The 17069-nt window shown below is 35.1% G+C and carries 20 protein-coding genes; 5 read left to right on the top strand and 15 right to left on the bottom strand.

Going from position 1 to position 17069, the window contains the following annotated elements:
* Positions 1-44: 44 nt before the first annotated feature.
* The 3 genes from DD829_RS11625 to DD829_RS11615 form a co-directional block, all read right to left on the bottom strand.
* A complete protein-coding gene (locus DD829_RS11625; protein WP_108410865.1) occupies positions 45-917 on the bottom strand; it encodes a CPBP family intramembrane glutamic endopeptidase in 873 nt (290 codons plus the stop codon).
* Between the two features lie 49 nt (positions 918-966).
* On the bottom strand, positions 967-1572 hold the full coding sequence (locus DD829_RS11620) for a class I SAM-dependent methyltransferase (protein ID WP_108410866.1): 606 nt from the start codon (positions 1570-1572) through the stop codon (positions 967-969).
* Positions 1573-1974: 402 nt separating this feature from the next.
* Positions 1975-2544, bottom strand: coding sequence for a DUF4919 domain-containing protein (locus tag DD829_RS11615; RefSeq protein WP_228408177.1), 570 nt, complete (start codon positions 2542-2544; stop codon positions 1975-1977).
* A 333-nt stretch (positions 2545-2877) separates the two neighbouring features.
* On the opposite strand from DD829_RS11615, the gene DD829_RS11610 reads away from it, so the two are divergent.
* Positions 2878-3090: a hypothetical protein gene (locus tag DD829_RS11610; RefSeq protein WP_029295611.1), complete on the top strand. Its 213-nt coding sequence runs from the start codon at positions 2878-2880 to the stop codon at positions 3088-3090.
* Positions 3091-3139: 49 nt separating this feature from the next.
* Here DD829_RS11610 and DD829_RS24330 read toward each other — a convergent pair whose 3' ends face one another.
* The 6 genes from DD829_RS24330 to DD829_RS11585 all read right to left on the bottom strand — a co-directional run bounded on the left by DD829_RS24330 (position 3140) and on the right by DD829_RS11585 (position 7728).
* The gene (locus tag DD829_RS24330) at positions 3140-3787 is read right to left on the bottom strand and encodes an MFS transporter (RefSeq protein ID WP_262497957.1); all 648 of its coding nucleotides are present in this window, start codon (positions 3785-3787) and stop codon (positions 3140-3142) included.
* Positions 3762-4433: an MFS transporter gene (locus DD829_RS24325; RefSeq protein ID WP_262497956.1), complete on the bottom strand. Its 672-nt coding sequence runs from the start codon at positions 4431-4433 to the stop codon at positions 3762-3764. The genes DD829_RS24330 and DD829_RS24325 overlap by 26 nt, the downstream gene beginning before the upstream one ends.
* Before the next feature lie 51 nt (positions 4434-4484).
* Positions 4485-5147 carry a hypothetical protein gene (locus tag DD829_RS11600; RefSeq protein WP_108410868.1) on the bottom strand — a complete coding sequence of 221 codons (663 nt, stop codon included), beginning with the start codon at positions 5145-5147 and terminating at the stop codon, positions 4485-4487.
* A gap of 76 nt (positions 5148-5223) precedes the next feature.
* The gene (locus DD829_RS11595) at positions 5224-6018 is read right to left on the bottom strand and encodes a DUF3575 domain-containing protein (protein WP_108410869.1); all 795 of its coding nucleotides are present in this window, start codon (positions 6016-6018) and stop codon (positions 5224-5226) included.
* A gap of 345 nt (positions 6019-6363) precedes the next feature.
* Positions 6364-6558, bottom strand: a complete 195-nt coding sequence (locus DD829_RS11590) for a cold-shock protein (protein ID WP_076390738.1) — start codon at positions 6556-6558, stop codon at positions 6364-6366.
* Between the two features lie 51 nt (positions 6559-6609).
* On the bottom strand, positions 6610-7728 hold the full coding sequence (locus tag DD829_RS11585) for a DEAD/DEAH box helicase (RefSeq protein ID WP_108410872.1): 1119 nt from the start codon (positions 7726-7728) through the stop codon (positions 6610-6612).
* A 432-nt stretch (positions 7729-8160) separates the two neighbouring features.
* Between DD829_RS11585 and DD829_RS11580 the strand changes: the two genes are divergently transcribed.
* On the top strand, positions 8161-9108 hold the full coding sequence (locus tag DD829_RS11580) for a beta-1,6-N-acetylglucosaminyltransferase (RefSeq protein WP_108410870.1): 948 nt from the start codon (positions 8161-8163) through the stop codon (positions 9106-9108).
* 11 nt (positions 9109-9119) lie between these two features.
* Here DD829_RS11580 and DD829_RS11575 read toward each other — a convergent pair whose 3' ends face one another.
* The 3 genes from DD829_RS11575 to DD829_RS11565 form a co-directional block, all read right to left on the bottom strand.
* Positions 9120-10181, bottom strand: a complete 1062-nt coding sequence (locus DD829_RS11575) for a 3-oxoacyl-ACP synthase III family protein (protein ID WP_108410871.1) — start codon at positions 10179-10181, stop codon at positions 9120-9122.
* A gap of 450 nt (positions 10182-10631) precedes the next feature.
* Positions 10632-11633, bottom strand: coding sequence for a T9SS type A sorting domain-containing protein (locus tag DD829_RS11570; protein ID WP_108411252.1), 1002 nt, complete (start codon positions 11631-11633; stop codon positions 10632-10634).
* 85 nt (positions 11634-11718) lie between these two features.
* Positions 11719-12729: a helix-turn-helix domain-containing protein gene (locus tag DD829_RS11565; protein ID WP_108411251.1), complete on the bottom strand. Its 1011-nt coding sequence runs from the start codon at positions 12727-12729 to the stop codon at positions 11719-11721.
* Positions 12730-13077: 348 nt separating this feature from the next.
* On the opposite strand from DD829_RS11565, the gene DD829_RS11560 reads away from it, so the two are divergent.
* From DD829_RS11560 to DD829_RS11550, 3 genes are all read left to right on the top strand, one after another.
* On the top strand, positions 13078-13515 hold the full coding sequence (locus DD829_RS11560; RefSeq protein WP_108411250.1) for a recombinase family protein: 438 nt from the start codon (positions 13078-13080) through the stop codon (positions 13513-13515).
* Entirely contained in the window at positions 13479-13835 is a 357-nt protein-coding gene (locus tag DD829_RS11555) for a transposase (protein ID WP_108411249.1), read from the top strand. The genes DD829_RS11560 and DD829_RS11555 overlap by 37 nt, the downstream gene beginning before the upstream one ends.
* Before the next feature lie 84 nt (positions 13836-13919).
* Entirely contained in the window at positions 13920-15032 is a 1113-nt protein-coding gene (locus DD829_RS11550; protein ID WP_108411248.1) for a hypothetical protein, read from the top strand.
* A gap of 95 nt (positions 15033-15127) precedes the next feature.
* Here DD829_RS11550 and DD829_RS11545 read toward each other — a convergent pair whose 3' ends face one another.
* The 3 genes from DD829_RS11545 to DD829_RS23585 are packed head-to-tail and all read right to left on the bottom strand — an operon-like array spanning position 15128 to position 16951.
* Entirely contained in the window at positions 15128-15745 is a 618-nt protein-coding gene (locus DD829_RS11545) for a hypothetical protein (RefSeq protein WP_108411247.1), read from the bottom strand.
* On the bottom strand, positions 15742-16767 hold the full coding sequence (locus DD829_RS11540) for an RNA ligase family protein (protein WP_228408175.1): 1026 nt from the start codon (positions 16765-16767) through the stop codon (positions 15742-15744). Before DD829_RS11540 ends, DD829_RS11545 begins: the two co-directional genes overlap by 4 nt.
* A gap of 7 nt (positions 16768-16774) precedes the next feature.
* The gene (locus tag DD829_RS23585; protein WP_165796725.1) at positions 16775-16951 is read right to left on the bottom strand and encodes a hypothetical protein; all 177 of its coding nucleotides are present in this window, start codon (positions 16949-16951) and stop codon (positions 16775-16777) included.
* Between the last annotated feature and the right edge of the window lie 118 nt (positions 16952-17069).

Raw genomic sequence — 17069 nt, 5'->3', positions numbered from 1 at the left:
TTGTAGATATAAGAAGGTTAAAATCGATTGGTTTTAACCTTTTTTTATTTGATTTCGTATTCTTTCTGTAAAATTTTCAAAAATTCAGCTTTGGAAATTCCTTTTTCGGATTTGAAATGAATATTCATCAAGCCTTCGTCTGTAGTAAACTGATCTTTTCCGTAAAGATGATCCAATAAACTCTGAAGTGAATATTGTCTGGTTTCAATGCTGTATATTCTGTCATCAACTATTTTCGTTTCAGATAATACAGGTTCGTTGTCATTTATAAAAGCTTTCTGCTCAATTCTTATATCGTAATCCTGTGTTTTTTCAGCAAAAGGAGACGTAAAAAGCAACATGATGCAAGGAATAGAAATTCCGAACAGAAGATTCCATAACGCATGATAAAGCATACTGTAAAAAATATTCAGCCTTACACGAATGTAGCTTAAAATAAGCCCTCCCGATAACTGAGAAGCCACAATGAAGGGAGACAATGCATAAAAAGTCCACGAATCATTCACATAATTGTCCAGATGTACAAATCCGAAAATGATTGAAGAAATATAAACCAGAAACGGAAAAATTCTGTTCCATTTTTCCCTGTTGATAAGGTGTGAAAAAAGCTTTTTGTAACGAAGAGCGTATCTGAAAATAAATTCTTCAGAAAGCGGAGCAAAAATTACCATTAAAAAGACCGCCTGAAACCATGTTAGATTTTCAAAAGCATCGGACGGTTTTAAAGTGATAAACTTTTCCGCGAGATAGTTTAGAGGAAGCACTAAAACCAAAAAGAAAATAATCTCAATAATCAGCAGATTGGAAATGAAGTGAAATTTTCTTTTTGAAGAAAATTCAATCTGAACGTCATCTGGCTTTTTTATAAACTGTAAAAGAGCGGAGATATCATGTTTAAATCTCAGAAAGTAATTCACGGATTGTTTTTAGGAATAAGTTTTAAGAACTATAAATTGGTTACGGTTTTTATTTCTTTTTAAAGGTACAGAAAATAAAGTTTTGGTTAGTGCTGAAAGGAGTAATGTGATCTTCTGTGATACAATCTGTTTTTTCAAAGCTGTTTTCAAAAATGGAATTCATCGACTCTTCATCATATTGCGAGATTTCAAGTCCGCTGCATTTTTTCGGACCGTTTTTAGAAAAAGTTCCTACAATAAGGTTTTTCGAAACCGCTTTTTCTGCAATTCTTACATATTTTGAAATATCTTCCGAATGGGTAAGGAAATGAAAAGCTGCTCTGTCGTGCCAAATATCATACGTTTCTTCAGGAGTAAAGTCGGTGATGTCTGCAACAATCCACTGTATTTTTTCTGCGTCTTTCCCTAACCTTCGTTTTGCTCTTTCCAAGGCTTTTTCAGAAATATCAAGAACGGTTATGTTTTCGTAGCCCTCTTCCAGAAGAAAATCTGCCAGATTGCTGTCTCCGCTGCCAATATCGATAATTTTTACACTTTTATCCGATCCTAAAGATCTGATGAGTTCCAGTGAGGTCTGCGGTTTTTGCTGCGTCCAGCTTACTTCTTCAGGAGTTTTTGTTTCATAGACATTTTCCCAGTGGCTTTTATTGGTCATTTCGAAATACTTTTAGAAATGCTAAATTAAAATTTTAACACCAAAGTTGTTTAAAGTAAAATGGTAGAAAACTCTATAGAGTTTTATCTGTGTAGACACCATATTCGCAAGGCGTTCTGCGTTCCGTAGGAACGCTATCTTTATAAAATTTATCGTATTTAAGATATCAATCCTATGGATTGATTGACGGATTTATTCTTATTTCTACACAGATTCTGCTCCTAAAGGAGCGAACTCTTTTACTTTAAACATCTTCATCAAACTTGTTTAATCAAACTTAGACTCTCACTGCAAATGTCGCTAAACCTGCTGATAAATAATAGGATAGTATATTGAATTTCTCAAAGAAATAAAACTTCTCATCATTTGTACCTTTTACAGTTGCATAAGACGTAAAAAAATCTATCTTTTGAAGGACATTTTCCCGTAAAGTTTACTCACATTAAAGTATAATCCGGCAATTTTATATTTGCCTTTTTCAAACTCCTGATAATCGCACATTCCGTCATAGCTCTGCGATTGGGCTTCCATTTCAAACATATTCATGAGTACATATTCATGAGATATGGAAATTACATGAAAGCCTGTTCCACACGTCATTCCGTCTCCGCTGGAAAGAAATGCTTCCAGTAATCCGTGAAAATTACGTGAAATCTTTTTTGCTGTCACCTCGTCTTTGGTGAGATGGTACATATAAGCGAGATAGTTCATTGCCCTTAAATCCAGAGGATTTTTTTCCAGAGTTTGTCTGAACAGTTTAATTCCTTTTGGCAGATCTTTATCAGATATTTCTCCACGGTAGAATTTCGTCATTTCTTCAAGATTATCGTCGATTTTATACGGTTCATAATCTGGCTGAAAGGTATATCCGTAATAGAGATGACGGTACTGTTCCTGTGTAATGAATGTATCGTTCTGCTTTAGTTTTTTCAGGAGATCGGGATAGTAAAACTCCGACTTTTTATCTTCTATGTTCTTCTGAATGGAAGCACAATCGGGAGTTTTAAATTCAGATTTCTGTGCCTGAAAAAAATTAAACAGTGATAAAAGGAATGCTGTAAAAGCTGTTTTGAGCGTCGTGGGTATAAAGTTTTTGAATTATTTATTTAAACGTTAAATCTGTTAAAAATGTATACATTTTGTAAAATAAATTCGATAGTCGTAAATATTTTAGTAAAATATTGCCTGAATCTTATGTTTATAAGGAATATTTTATTAACTTTATTCAGAATTTAAACACGACCCCTTTATTTTGGTAGGGTGTTTGATGTAAAGAGGTAATTTTAATTAAATCCAAAAATATAGATGAAGAATATACAAGATGAATTTCAGGTTTTTAAAGACGAATTAAGAAAGTTGAATATCGAAGTACAGAAAGTGGTGAAAGTAGGGAACGGCAGTATGGATTTCCACGAAGTTTTTTATAAATCGCCAAGGTATGAAGATGTGAAGAGCGTTTATGTTCAGAGGCATAATCTGGACAATATTTTAGAGAAATTTAAGCAGGCTTATCATTAAATAGAAATCGCGGCTCAGGGAACCTGAGCCGCGAATTTTTTATCATCGATTAATCCTTATCCAGTGTAGAGGTTTTTCTGGTGTCCTTCATTCTGATATATACCACGAAGGAAAAGAAAATACAGGCTGTAATGTACCAGTAGAAATAATGTTCCACATTTGCCTGTTTAAACCAAAGTGCAATATACTCTGCCGTTCCTCCGAAAACGGCAACCGTTAAAGCATAAGGTAGTCCGACTCCCAAAGCTCTTACTTCGGACGGGAAAAGTTCGGCTTTTACTACGGCATTGATAGAGGTGTAGCCGCTCACGATAATTAAAGCCGACATAATCAGGAAAAACGCACCCCACATGGATGTAGTGTGGCTTAAAGCATTTAGCAGGGGATAGGTGAAGAGGGTTCCCAGAATTCCGAATGCCAATAATAAAGGTCTTCTTCCGATCTTATCCGACAGCGATCCGAAAACAGGCTGTAAGCAAGCGAAAATAAACAAAGAAATAAAAGAAATAAGCGTAGACTCTTCTTTGGTAAGATGAACGGTATTCACCAGAAATTTCTGCATATAGGTTGTGTAGGTGTAGAACGCTAATGTTCCTCCCAAAGTTAATCCGACAACGGTAATTAATGCTTTCGGATGTTTAAGCAGTTCTTTTAAAGTCCCTTTTTTCTTTTCACCGAGGTCTTTTTTTGTTTTCAAAAGCTTCAGTTTCATGAAGATTGGCCCTTAAATATAAAGCGATGACAGAAAGTAAGGCTCCGATCACAAAAGGAATTCTCCATCCCCAATCTTCGAGTTGGACTTCCGTTAAAAGCAATTTCTGTAAAATGAGCTGAATTCCCAGTGCAATTAACTGTCCGCCAATTAAAGTCACATACTGAAAGCTGGAATAAAATCCTCTCCGGTCTGAAGTTGCCATTTCGCTGAGGTAGGTTGCCGAAACGCCATATTCTCCGCCAACACTCAGTCCCTGCAATAATCTTGCGATTAATAACAGAAGAGGAGCCAAGACACCAATGGTTTTATAAGTGGGCGTTAAAGCAATGAGTAAAGATCCGAAAGACATCAGCAAAACGGAAAGCGTCATTGCTTTTTTTCTTCCGACTCTGTCGGCAATACTTCCGAAAAGCCATCCTCCGACGGGACGCATCAGAAAACCGACTGCAAAAATTCCGGCTGTGTTTAAAAGCTGTGCCGTCATATCCGAATCCGGAAAAAAAGAATTTGAAAAATAAATGGCAAAGGCAGCGTAAGCATACCAGTCGTACCATTCTACCAGATTTCCGATCGATCCGCCTACAATTGCTTTGATTCTTTGGGTGGTGGTGATTTGTGATGAATTCATGCAGGAAAGATATTTCTTTTCTTTAATTGTGAAAAGTATTTTAGATTTAATTTATCTGAAAATCGTATAAAGGAATTGGCTTCCCAATTCAGGAAGCATATATGTCCTTAAATTTTCGTCTTTGGGTAAAAACTCCATTCCCTGCAATCCATTATGCATTTCCATATTCCCAACACCTTTGATGCTAAACATTGCCATCATCAGATGATAGTTTTTTTCATCCATCAGTCGATAAATTTCAGGTATATCATCCTCAGTTTTACCGGTAAGATGAGAGAATACACTTGCATAAAAATGCTGATACATGGGATCATTAGCTTCTATTAAAGAACTCTCATAATAATATTTAATGATATTGTAAATTTTTTCGTACAGATGATCTTCTGTTTTCAGGATAAATTGTTTTCTGTAATTTTTTATCGGAACAATTCTTTCGGGTGAAATATGAAAGTATTCCGAATATCCGGAATAGATGACCTCAACTAATGGTTTATGATTGAAGCCGGAAAATTTTCGGACAATAAAGTTCTCGGCTATTTTATTTTCTGGAATCAATGCTAAGTTTAATGCCCCTTTTTGTTTGAACTGTCTGTAAAAATCTTCCGTTTCACTACAGTTTAAAGAACTTTGAGATAATTTATCATATTTAATGAAATACCTGTATCCTAAAACAAACTGAATAGCATAGTGAACAGAAACGTGAGATGAATACATACGTGTTTATTTCAGACTAATATAAAAATAAAACCGTTCTCCAGAAAGAACGGTTTTAAGTAGGCAGTAAAAATTTTTAAAATCGATATCCCAGAGACAATCCGCTTCTGAAGCCAAGCCATGGTCCGTCTACATTTACTCTGGCTCCGTTTGCATTGGTTTCTACGGTGTAATTCACATAAGGAATATCCAGATCTTCAATTTCTTTTTTTAGCTGAGTCTGCATATCGGGAGTCAGGATCACATCACTCGTCATGGTAAAATCGCCCTGTCCTTTTCCGTAATGCGCTCCTGCAATCCAGAAATCCAGAACTAAATTTTTGCTTGGCGTAAGGAAAAACTGAACGCCCACCATTACGCCGCCGCTGTTTCCGTGTGCGCTTCCGTTTCCTTTCAAAGGAATCTGATAGGTCGTTCCGCTGAACGTGTAATCATAATAAAAATCGAATGTGTTGGAAGTAATTTTGGAATATCTGTAATAAGGGGCTACGTAAAATCCTTTTCCGTAACCGGCTCCGAGATAAAATCGCGGTTCGATGGTAAAGTTGAACGATTTTACTTCGAGATTCTGAAATCTTTTTTCGTCTTCATCGCTCAGAAATGAATTGATGAAAGGAACTTTCCCTTCAGGCATGGTTCCGAATCCCATATTTAAAGAAAACCACTGGTTAAAAGCTCTTTCATAAGAGAGATTGATGTTTCTGAAAACATAAGCCGTAACATTTGTCTTGATAATGTTCATTTTATCCGGGTTTTCAGATGCTGTTATTTTAATGATATCCTTTTTAGCCGGAGTTTCAGGAGCAGTAGTTTCCTGTGCAGAAAATCCTGAAAAGATAAAAGAGGAAAGAAGGAAGAAGTATTTTTTCATGATCTTATATTTAGTAGGTGACAATTTTCAGAGAGCAAAAAACGGGCAAAAAAATGAAAAAATACACTTTCGTGTGAAAAATTAAAGATTTATTGATGGTTTAAGTCTTTTTGATGATAATTTCAGATTTGAAAAGATTTATGGTAATCATATATTGAATATGTGTGATTTCAATTCTGAATCTCCACGCAAAAGTATATCACAAATAAAACCTCTTGTTTTCGCAAGAGGTCGATGAACATAAAAAAAATAAAAAGTAAATCTTAATATGGTCAAACATTATATGAATTTACAGATTATCTTGTAAAATTATGTTAGAAAATTTTTTTCATCAGGTAATCTGAATTAAACTAACTTAACGTTAACTGCGTTTAATCCTTTCTCGCTTTTTTGTACTTCAAAACTCACTTTATCGTTTTCACGGATTTCTCTTGTGCTTAGTCCTGAAGAATGTACAAAAATGTCTTTGCTCCCGTCTGCAGGAGAAATAAATCCGAAGCCTTTTGCTTCGTTAAAAAATTTTACTGTGCCTTGTTGCATGGTAATTGGTATTAAAATTATGGTATTATAAATCTGTCGACTTCACAGATTTTATTTTTGAAACGAAACGACAGGCATTGTAAATCCTATCAGTTTCTGAATGTTTTTTAAATCGGTACGTTCCTGATCGTCACAAAATGAAACCGCTGTTCCTTCAGCTCCCGCTCTTCCGGTTCTTCCGATCCGGTGTACATAGGTTTCAGGGACATTGGGAAGTTCATAGTTAATCACGTTAGGAAGTTCATCAATATCTATTCCTCTTGCTGCAATATCGGTAGCAATCAGAACATTTATCTTGCTGTTCTTAAAATCGTTGAGTGCCGTTTGTCTTGCAGTCTGAGATTTGTTTCCGTGGATTGCCATCGCAAAAATTCCTGCACTTTCCAGCTGCTCCACAAGTCTGTTGGCGATGTGTTTGGTTCTTGTAAAAACCAGTGACCGCTCTTTTCCTTTGTCTTGCAGAATATTGATGAGTAACCCTGTTTTATCTTTTTTCTCTACGAAATATACAGACTGCTGAACGCTTTTTGCTGTAGAAGATACCGGATTTACTGTTATTTTTTCAGGATTATTCAGTATCGTTTCCGAAAGATTTTTGATGCTTTCCGGCATGGTTGCAGAAAAGAATAAAGTCTGTCTTTTTTTAGGAAGCATCTGAATAACTTTTTTCACATCATTTACAAATCCCATATCAAGCATACGGTCTGCTTCATCTAAAACGAATATTTCAATTTTGGAAAGATCAATATACCGTTGGTTCACAAGATCCAGCAATCTTCCGGGAGTTGCAACCAGAATGTCTACTCTTTTTCTGAGGGCTGAAAGCTGTGCTCCGGCAGATACTCCTCCGTAAATGGAGAGTTGCGAAAGGGGTAAATATTTACTGTATATTTTGAAGTTTTCTTCTATCTGTATCGCAAGTTCTCTTGTTGGAGTAAGGATTAATGCTCTGATTGAGTTATGTTCCGGAGTATATTTTTTTAATAGCTGAAGGATAGGCATCGCAAATGCGGCTGTTTTTCCTGTTCCCGTCTGTGCGCAGCCTAAAATATCATTTCCGGCTAAAATATGAGGGATTGCAGAAGCCTGTATTTCGGTTGGTTTAGAATATCCCGCCTCTGTAACAGCTCTTACAATAGGATTAATTAAATTTAAATTTTTAAAACTGATCATAATAATTTCGGTTTCCCGTTATGGTAAGCAAATTCATTTTAAGAATTTGAATAGGTTATGGCTGAGAAACAACAGTTTGTACTTCTGTTATCTCAACATTCTATTGTATTGCGTTGATATTATTTTCGTGAAATAATGTGAACAGCACACAATGACATATCATCTTTCAAATAAAAAAAAATGTCTGAATTCTACTTGAAATCGCTCTGATAATCGGGTGGCTGAAAAGGCAAACTGAAAGAAAAATTGTGATCTTAAACTAATACAGAATAGCGAAGGCAGAAACCTGTTTTATTAATGCTTTGGCAAATATACAATAAAATAAATGAATATTTTTTGATTTAATTAGTTGATTATCAAAATTTTATTCTTACCTTCCGCACACAACAGAATTGTTTGCATCATGCGGATAATTTTAATCCAATACGTATGCAAGAGCACTCAGGCGCCATTCTCGCGCAACCCAAGGAATCTGTTTCCGGGTCTTTAAGACAGGTGAGGATCGCTTATTTCATTATGATTCATCACAAACCGACTGTATTTAAAGAGCTGTTTGAAAAAATTTATACCAGAGATCAGTTTTATCTTATTCATATAGACCGTAAAGCGAAGGCGGAGCTAACAGAGGAAATACAGAATTATCTTGTACGGTTTCCCAATGTGTATATTTTAGAAAGTGTAAATATCGTTTCCGGAGGATTCAGTATGATCCAGACGGAACTGAATGCGATGGAATATCTTCTGAATGCAAGTGTTGAGTGGGATTATTTCATCAATTTAAGCGGTGAAGATTCTCCTTTGAAATCGCAGCAGATTATCCGGCAGTTTCTTACCGTGAATAAAGGAAGGAATTATATTTTTTACTACGACCAGAAATTTTACAGACCAGATACGCTTCAGCGGATACAAAATCATTTTACAGAGCTTACCCACAAAATTTCATCCTATGTTTACAGAAGAGAATTTATGAAAGGAGTGGTGCCTTACATCGGTGGAAAATGGTTTATGTTTACCAGAGAAACCTGTGTATTTTTAACAAATAACAAGAGTGTGATGGATTTTGAAGATTATTATCTTCATACCCTTCTTCCGGCAGAATCTTTCTTTCAGACCGTATTAATGAACACTGATTTTTCTGATATTATTGTAAATGACGATAAAAGGGCAGTTCTTGAGAAAACATTCTTCAGCAGAGATGTTTATACTGATCAGTTTATTGAATCTCTTAAAGCGGGAAATCATCTTTTCATCAGAAAAATGGGCTCTCAACCCCATCAAAATCTTATCAGCTATATCGAGAACACGTATCAGCTTCCTCTTACAGAAGTTAATGAAATTGAAAGGGAGCTGAAAAAGCACGACCGCCAGAATAATTAACGAGGTTTCTTTTAAAACTTATAAACAATTGCATTAACATTCATTCCTGCGCCTACTGAGGCAAACAGAACAACATCACCTTTCCGGATATTATGATTTTCCAGTTCTCCTTTTAAAATCATGGTAAGCAAAGAAGGGATGGTCGCAACGCTGCTGTTTCCGAGTTTCTGGATTACCATAGGCATGATGTCTGTGGGCATTTTTAGTCCGTATAATTTGTAAAATCTTTCTACAATGGCTTCGTCCATTTTTTCATTCGCCTGATGAATAATGATCTTATTTACCTGATCAATGGTGTATTCACTGTTGTCAAGGCACTTTTTCATGGCGTCAGGAACGTGTACGAGAGCAAATTCATAGATTTTTCTGCCCTCCATTTTTATATATTTTGTGTCCTGACAGGCTTCGTTGTTGTAGGATTTACCAAAGAATAGATAATCTTTTTCTTTCAGGGTATATGAAGCTGAAAGGTGAGACTGTATACCGGAATTGTCCTGATCATTATATTCCAGCACAACGGCTCCTGCTCCGTCTGCATAGATCATGCTGTCTCTGTCGTGGATATCAACTACTCTGGACAGTGTTTCTGCTCCGATGATCAGACATCTTTTTGCTATTCCGGATCTGATGAAGGCATTTGCCTGAATGACACCTTCTATCCATCCCGGACATCCAAACAGGATATCATAAGCCACACAGAAATTATTTTCAATTTTCAGAAGATGCTTTACTCGTGCTGCAAGACTCGGAACCATATCCGACTGCACTGTTCCGTAGCGGACGTCGCCAAAATTATGGGCAAAAATAATATAGTCTAACGTTTCAGGATCTATACCGGAATCTTCTATCGCAGCCTGCGCAGCAATTAACCCAAGATCAGAGGTAACCTGATCTCTGGATGCATATCTTCTCTCCTCGATACCGGTAATTTTTTTTAATTTTTCGGTAAGTGAGAAATTGTCATCTTTTAAGACAACTCCTTTATCATCTAAAAAGATATGATTGTTAAAAAATAAATTATCAACTGTTTCGGAAGGTATACAGTTACCGATTCCAATGATTTTACCTGTCATCTGAAAAATTTTATTTGTAATCTATAAACAAAATATTTAATACTTTTTTTATCTTTTCTGTAAACTTAAATAATGAAATATTCAATTTTGCTGTTCTGACAGATGCCTGTTTTTTACGAATTTTTTTCCTCAATAAAAAACTTCATTTAAAAGTGATAATATAATTATTTGCTAGAATGAATTTCTAACTCTAAAGGTAGCAGATTAAAAATAAATAATACTATATTTTCAGACCTTTATCTGTAAAAAATATATGAGTTGCATGGTAAATAATAAGGGATGAAATTCCTTTTTTTGCAGAGGACTTCTCTATAATTGTTTGAATGATAATGGATGTAAAGCTGATCAGTGAGAGATAAGTCTTGGCAATGGTTTGATTTTCAGTGTTTAATCGTTAAAAATCTGTCCGGAAAATTTTCCGGACAGATTTTATTTTTTATGTTCAAATTTTTATTTCTTAATGAATTTTGCAGTTTCCTGTTTATTGTCTTTTCCTGAAATCTCAATAAAGTAAGATGCAGGAGGAAGTTCGGAAACCTGTATTTTTCCGGATTTTAAATCTGATGTTTTGATTAGTTTTCCATCCAGACTGTAAATTTTTGCCTGAGTGTAATTTTGGGTATCTCCTTTAAAATTAATAAAATCGTAAGCCGGATTCGGGTATATTTCCAATCTCTGTTTTTGAGCAGACCGATCTCCGGCTGCCAATACTGTCGTATTTAAGGCCTGTGCGGAGTTCGTTGTCTGGTTATTAATTCCTGCTACCGGAATATTTACCACGGTTTCATTGGTAGTGAGGAGCGGAAATTTATATAAGCTTCCGTAATAGGAATAAGAAGTGTTTACGATAGTTCCTATGGGAAATAAAAAAGAGGTATCGTTAGGAAGGTAAAGATTGAAATTCTGAACAGATTTTACCCTTAAAACATTTGTAAAGGTGGAAGAAGCCAAAAGCAGATTTCCCCACGCATCGGCGGTAAGGGTAATTGTGCCTTTGCAAAGACCGTTTGCAGTAGTAGATGTAAATGTTCCCTGTGCCTGATCTGTCTCGCTGTATCCGTAAGCAGCGGGATAGGAGATAAATGTTCCGTTGTTGGATGATAAATTAAGCGTGGCATCCGTGGTTACAAGACCCGTAATTTCGAGTTTGGAAGCCGACTGTTTGTAATACACTGTATTTGAACTTCCGGTGAGCTTCAGAGTAGAACCGGGGAAGTTTGAAATTTCAGAGGCAGAAGGAGTGGAGTAGGCTGCGGGTGCGGAACCGCTTAATACCAATGAAGAATTGTTAAACGTGATATTCGCTCCCGTCCCAGAATTGTTGGGAGTTCCGGTGGCAAGAAGATAATTGGGATTATCTCCGGAAACAGGATCATTAAAGGTTTTGGTAACGGTAGTCTGCGCGTTGCACACTCCATAAAATGACAACATCAATAGTAAATTTTTTTTCATTTTCGATTTTTTACTAAAGATAATCAAAAAGTTACGTTCAGAATGTATTTTTTATTTTAAAATTTTTTGATGTTTAAAAATCATATCACTCAGAAATTGCATATGCATCTATCCCAATTGATCTCATATATTCTGAAGGTGTTTTATTTTCAATCTGCTTAAAGGCTCTGTTAAATGTAGACTGATGCTTAAAGCCTGCAGAAATATAGATATGCATTAAAGTATATTTTGGATAATTTACTTTCATTTCATCCTTAATATAATTAATACGATAGGTATTGATGAGGTTTTTAAAATTAGTATCAGAATTCTGGCTGATCGCTTTAGAGAGATAGGTGGTATTGATCCCAAATTCGTATGCAAGATCCTGAATGCCAAGTTCCGGATTTTTCCATGGAGTTTCAGATTCCAGATATTCTTTAATACGGTGATAAATTTCGGTATACATCTGAAGATTTTCTTCATCACTTTCTTTTGCTGTGCTTTTTTCAGATGCAGTGTCTTCGTTTTCGGGGGCAGCTTTTGAATCTTTGTACTGATGTTTTTTTTCAAAAATCTTTATGTTGTAAAATATCAGAAATAAAGAGATTGGCAGAAATGTTAATAAAACTTTTACTTTGCTTAGATGAGCGTTTTTGTTGACGATAATATCGGGAAAGTAGGATAATGGAAGATTTACCATAATAACAAGAAGCAGTGTGATAAGAGATGTCACCAATAGCACGGTTCTGAAACTGTAAAGATTGTATAGTCCTAAAGGAAGAAGGGCAAAAAATAAAATGGTTTCGGGAGCGATTTTCCAGAACATAAAAAGTAATACAAATAGCAATGTGATTTTTGCAACAAGGTAATAATCAAGAAAATATTTCAGGATTTGGTATTCCAACCGGTAATTAACGGTTGTTACCAATCCTAAAAGCAAAACCGTTGCAAAAAAGAAAACTACAATATTTTCATTCCCTTCAAAATAGAAAATGAGGGTATGAATAAATAAAATAACCATCAGCATCAAATTGTAATGGAAAAAGAACATTTTAATCAGATGTTCTCCAGGAGTTCCGTCCGGTTTTGTATTCTGGTAAAAATTAGTTTTCATGAGTTAATTGTGTTTGTCTGAAACTGTTCCTTTTTTACTTTACAAAGTTTGAAAATTTCAGTACTAAGATAATAATTAATAGAATACAATAATTCTAATAAGTTAATTTCTAAAATAGTTTATTTAATACATTGATTATTAAATATTTGAGATTATTTAAACCAGATCTTAAAACGTTAAAATTTTTATCAATCAGTTTACCTGGGAATCTATATTTGTATCATCAAAAAGCATTTGAAATGTCTGTAGATACGATAATGTTGATGTCAAGTTGGGATATGAAATATGGATTACGGAAAAAATATAATAATCAATAACACAAAAAATAAGATAAAAAAATTATGAGTTATGTCTTACAATGTAAAAAAAATCCATATTGGAAAACTTATCCATCAGAAAGTAAATGAAAAAGGAATCGATATGTACCGGATAGAGAAGTTTTTGAAATGCAGTGAAGAAGAAATTTTTTCTATGTACCAAAAACCAAGCATTGATACCGAAATTCTCTTAAGATGGAGTAAACTGCTTAAATATGATTTTTTCAGAATTTATGTGCAGCACATTATTCTTTTTTCTCCCTCTGAAAAAAGCAAAACTGAAGAACAGGAAACACAGAAACTGCCGTCTTACAGAAAGAATGTGTATACCAAAGAAATTATAAATTTTGTTCTGGAACTCCTCAATAGCGGGCTAAAAACCAAAACCGAGATCACAGAAAAATATAAAATTCCTAAGACAACACTTTACAAATGGATAGAAAAATACAACAGTCGAAATTCCGAATAAATGCTCCGGATTACAGGAAAATTTATACCGATATGATTGAAATGAAATATCTGGATAAAAGAAGAAAATGTGAAACAGTGCTTAGTAAGGCAAAACTCTCGGTGATGGATATTTTCGAACTTGAAAAAATAATTTTTGAAACCAATGGTGTTCCTGATGAAAAAGAGAACGGAAAATTTCGGGCATACGATGATGAATCAATTTTGCAGATTCTGACCTATCAGAAAAAGAATAAGATGACCAATACAGATATTTCAAATCATTTTAAGATAAGCAGAAATTCGATAGCGAAGTGGAAGAAATTATTTCCTGAAATCTGAATTTCGGGGTAAAAGTATTCAGATCGTATTCTTACAGATTTATTCTCAAATAATTTCAACAAACAACAATTAATAATAAACAAAATGAAAAAATTATTTACAGCTTTTTTTACAGCTTATGTGTTCACCTCAGTTTTACATGGGCAAGTTGGTATTAATACTACTTCTCCGGATGCAAGCCTTGATATTCGTGCAAAAAACCATTCAGGATCTTCTCCGGGAGCCGTAACATCGGGAGATGGAGTATTAGTACCCAGAGTTAATGCTCTTTCTGTAAACGGATCGGTAAACGGACAATTGGTTTATCTTATTGCGGATGCCGGTGGTTTTTTAAAAGGATTTCATTACTGGAACGGAACTGCCTGGACAGCTCTGGATGCTACTAATGATGCATGGACCAATGATTCTGCGGGAACGATGATAAAAATCGGGACAAAGTCTGACGGCTCTGCGAGAAGCAGTAATACAGATTTTGTTGCAACTGATGCAGGAAGAGTAGGAATAGGCACAAATGATCCGAAAGTTACAGTACAGATCGAAGGACAGGCGGCTTCTTCTGCAGTTCCCGACGGATTTACACCTCCGAGATTAACGAGAGCACAGCTTTCAGCAAAAGATGCATCTTACGGAAACAATCAGAATGGAACTCTTGTTTTTGTCACGACTTTGGACGGATCTGCAATAAACAAAGTATCTAACGTTACTTCCGTAGGATTGTATTTTTATGATGCTCCTACCAGCAGATGGTATAATATCCGAAATTCATCTTCCGGAGTGGTGGAAGGTTTTAAAATTATTACAGGAACTTACTCTCCTACCACACCTTATGTAGTACAACCGGACGATTATATTTTGATTTTAAGATACAGCACCGCTTCTACCGGAGGAAATGCTTCTGCAAACGTAAGTACTACAAGTCCATATCTTAACAATGCTGCGAATTTGCAGCTTCCGGATCCTACAACCTGTCCGGGAAGAGTTTTGCATTTTATTAATGACAGTGATAAAGTAGGTTCTTCAACGGCTGAAAATGTTTATACCAATTATGCAATGCATTCTGCACTTACTGATACAAACAGTTTTAGCTCCAGAAGTGCTTTAAGCAACTATGAAATTTCAACGGGGCAAAATAATTCGCAGTGGAAAATCATAAGTGACGGAACCCGATGGATTTCGCTGCAGGTTGTAATAGTGTAACACAAATGTTTATTATAAGTAATCGTAATGAGAAAGGCTGTTGTAATGACAGCCATCTTTTTATATTAGAAGTTATCACAAACTTTATTTTAAATTTAATACTGAGTGAGAGATGTTAAACGAAACAGCAATAATTCATTGTCCGATAATATTTTGTATTCATACCCAATTTCTTTCCAAATGGCAATTAATTTTTCTTTCGCTTTACTGTCGTCTGAAACTACTATGATGTGTTCTTCATGTTTCCATTCACGTCTGAAAATAAGATCATATTCTTTGTCTATTCTTCTGGCTCCTGTTAAAATTGAAAGGAGATCAACATCATCAGAATTACCGTAATTTCTACGAAGGATATTTGATTTGATTTTTTTAATCAGTGAATTGGTGTACGCTGTATCTTCCGGTAGATTTTCAAATAACTTCATTATGTAATCATGATCATGTGTTCTTTCTTTTCTTTCCTCCGTTTCAAAAAGTTTGCAGATTTCCTCGCTGAACCATTCTCCTGAACCCATAACTCGATATTCCTTTGTAGTTTTATCATAGACTAAAGGACCGGAACCGATAATGTGCCCTCTTTCATCATCCGGATCATATATTTTATGTGTCCAGAAAAATATGATCATTTCTTCCGTATCAAAGTATTCGGCAATTTTAAAATCGGTGCTTATTTCCTTTTCAATGATTTGTTGAGCAAAATTCAGGTCGATCATATTGCCGTAATCATTTTATTAATCTCAGCATTAATTCTCTCCGCAATCCACGTTTTATCTTCGGGAGATAAATCGTTTAAAAGGTTGTCGTTGTTTTCATTAAAATCGGTGATCACATCTTCCAGAAATTCCTTTTTAATTTCGGAAACTCTTGAATGATTATTTAAATCTAAAGTCCCGATTTTAGAAACAGCACTTTTCAGTCTGTTTTGGGTAACGTAGTTTCTCAGTTCGTCTACAATAAAGGAGAGTTCCTCCGTTTTGGAAGAAACATTTGGAATGAAAGACCATTTTTCTGCTTCATGAAATTTTTCCTCTTCATCGAATTCAGGGTTTTTCAATTTGATAATAGGTCTTTGAAAATCATTGTTATCCAATTGATTAAAAGGCTTTATCACGACGCCTTCAATTAAATTATCGTTCAGTTCCGGAAGATTAAATTCTTTGGGAACAGCAGAATTGATCCTGATATTGAAATTCATCGCTTCATTAAACTTTCCTATCAGCAAAGGTTTTGCATAAAATATTTTAAATTCATCAAAATAAGTAACAGCACTTTCATAATCCAGATAATATTTAGAATCTGAACCATCGGTTTCAATGGCAATATCAAAAGCACAAAATTCGATATCGGGCGTATAATATACTCCTGTTTGTATGGCATGAATATCTTTTACAGGGGCAACTTCCGGATGTGGATATTTTCCTCCGAAAAGCTCTCCGTAGATGATGTATTTTTCGGCGGCAATGTCGCTGCTCAGTTTTTCAAAAAGACGGAGAATATTATTTTCCAGCTTACTGACCACGAGCTGAAAACCAAAAAAATCGTCACTCCAGTTGAGGTATTCTTTTCTTTTGGCAAATTTCAGACTGCCGTTTTCATAGACGAAGCTGAAGTTGGCGCCGTGTACTTTTTCTGTAACCACCCATTTCAGTTTTTCCATCTTGGAAAAATCGCTTTCGCTAAGACCTAATTTTTTTAAGTTGTTGGGCATTTTTTCGTATCCCGAAAATTCACTCATTGTTTTTTTATTGATAGCTTGCTATTTGTTCTTTTAACCAAGATACACATTCTTCTGCTTCATCTGTTGGCAGAAAATCTTTATAGTTATTCAACTTTTCCAGAAGTTCTTCATAATCTTCGGGATCATATATTTCTTTTGGATCACTATTCATTTTTATCATATCTTCATTGGATCTTTTCATTTCATCAACTTTTTCAGCATAATAGGTAATGTACTGAAAAATAGTTGGTGAAATTCAGGATATATTTTAATAAATTATGCACGTTAATCCGAAGAGGACAAAAGCACTGGTGGAGATC

The organism is Chryseobacterium sp. HMWF035 (assembly GCF_003094695.1).
GTDB lineage: Bacteria > Bacteroidota > Bacteroidia > Flavobacteriales > Weeksellaceae > Chryseobacterium > Chryseobacterium gambrini.
Note: the sequence above shows the minus strand (reverse complement) of the source record. Positions and strands in the feature narration are given on the sequence as shown.

Excerpts from the sequence above, each read along its gene's own strand:
- DD829_RS23585 (WP_165796725.1), bottom strand. The coding sequence starts at position 16,951 with ATGAAAAGATCCAATGAAGATATGATAAAAATGAATAGTGATCCAAAA.
- DD829_RS11590 (WP_076390738.1), bottom strand. The coding sequence starts at position 6,558 with ATGCAACAAGGCACAGTAAAATTTTTTAACGAAGCAAAAGGCTTCGGA.
- DD829_RS11540 (WP_228408175.1), bottom strand. The coding sequence starts at position 16,767 with ATGAGTGAATTTTCGGGATACGAAAAAATGCCCAACAACTTAAAAAAA.
- DD829_RS11610 (WP_029295611.1), top strand. The coding sequence starts at position 2,878 with ATGAAGAATATACAAGATGAATTTCAGGTTTTTAAAGACGAATTAAGA.
- DD829_RS11600 (WP_108410868.1), bottom strand. The coding sequence starts at position 5,147 with ATGTATTCATCTCACGTTTCTGTTCACTATGCTATTCAGTTTGTTTTA.
- DD829_RS11580 (WP_108410870.1), top strand. The coding sequence starts at position 8,161 with ATGCAAGAGCACTCAGGCGCCATTCTCGCGCAACCCAAGGAATCTGTT.
- DD829_RS24325 (WP_262497956.1), bottom strand. The coding sequence starts at position 4,433 with ATGAATTCATCACAAATCACCACCACCCAAAGAATCAAAGCAATTGTA.
- DD829_RS11575 (WP_108410871.1), bottom strand. The coding sequence starts at position 10,181 with ATGACAGGTAAAATCATTGGAATCGGTAACTGTATACCTTCCGAAACA.
- DD829_RS11555 (WP_108411249.1), top strand. The coding sequence starts at position 13,479 with ATGGATAGAAAAATACAACAGTCGAAATTCCGAATAAATGCTCCGGAT.
- DD829_RS11595 (WP_108410869.1), bottom strand. The coding sequence starts at position 6,018 with ATGAAAAAATACTTCTTCCTTCTTTCCTCTTTTATCTTTTCAGGATTT.
- DD829_RS11560 (WP_108411250.1), top strand. The coding sequence starts at position 13,078 with ATGTCTTACAATGTAAAAAAAATCCATATTGGAAAACTTATCCATCAG.
- DD829_RS11545 (WP_108411247.1), bottom strand. The coding sequence starts at position 15,745 with ATGATCGACCTGAATTTTGCTCAACAAATCATTGAAAAGGAAATAAGC.
- DD829_RS11570 (WP_108411252.1), bottom strand. The coding sequence starts at position 11,633 with ATGAAAAAAAATTTACTATTGATGTTGTCATTTTATGGAGTGTGCAAC.
- DD829_RS11565 (WP_108411251.1), bottom strand. The coding sequence starts at position 12,729 with ATGAAAACTAATTTTTACCAGAATACAAAACCGGACGGAACTCCTGGA.
- DD829_RS11620 (WP_108410866.1), bottom strand. The coding sequence starts at position 1,572 with ATGACCAATAAAAGCCACTGGGAAAATGTCTATGAAACAAAAACTCCT.
- DD829_RS11550 (WP_108411248.1), top strand. The coding sequence starts at position 13,920 with ATGAAAAAATTATTTACAGCTTTTTTTACAGCTTATGTGTTCACCTCA.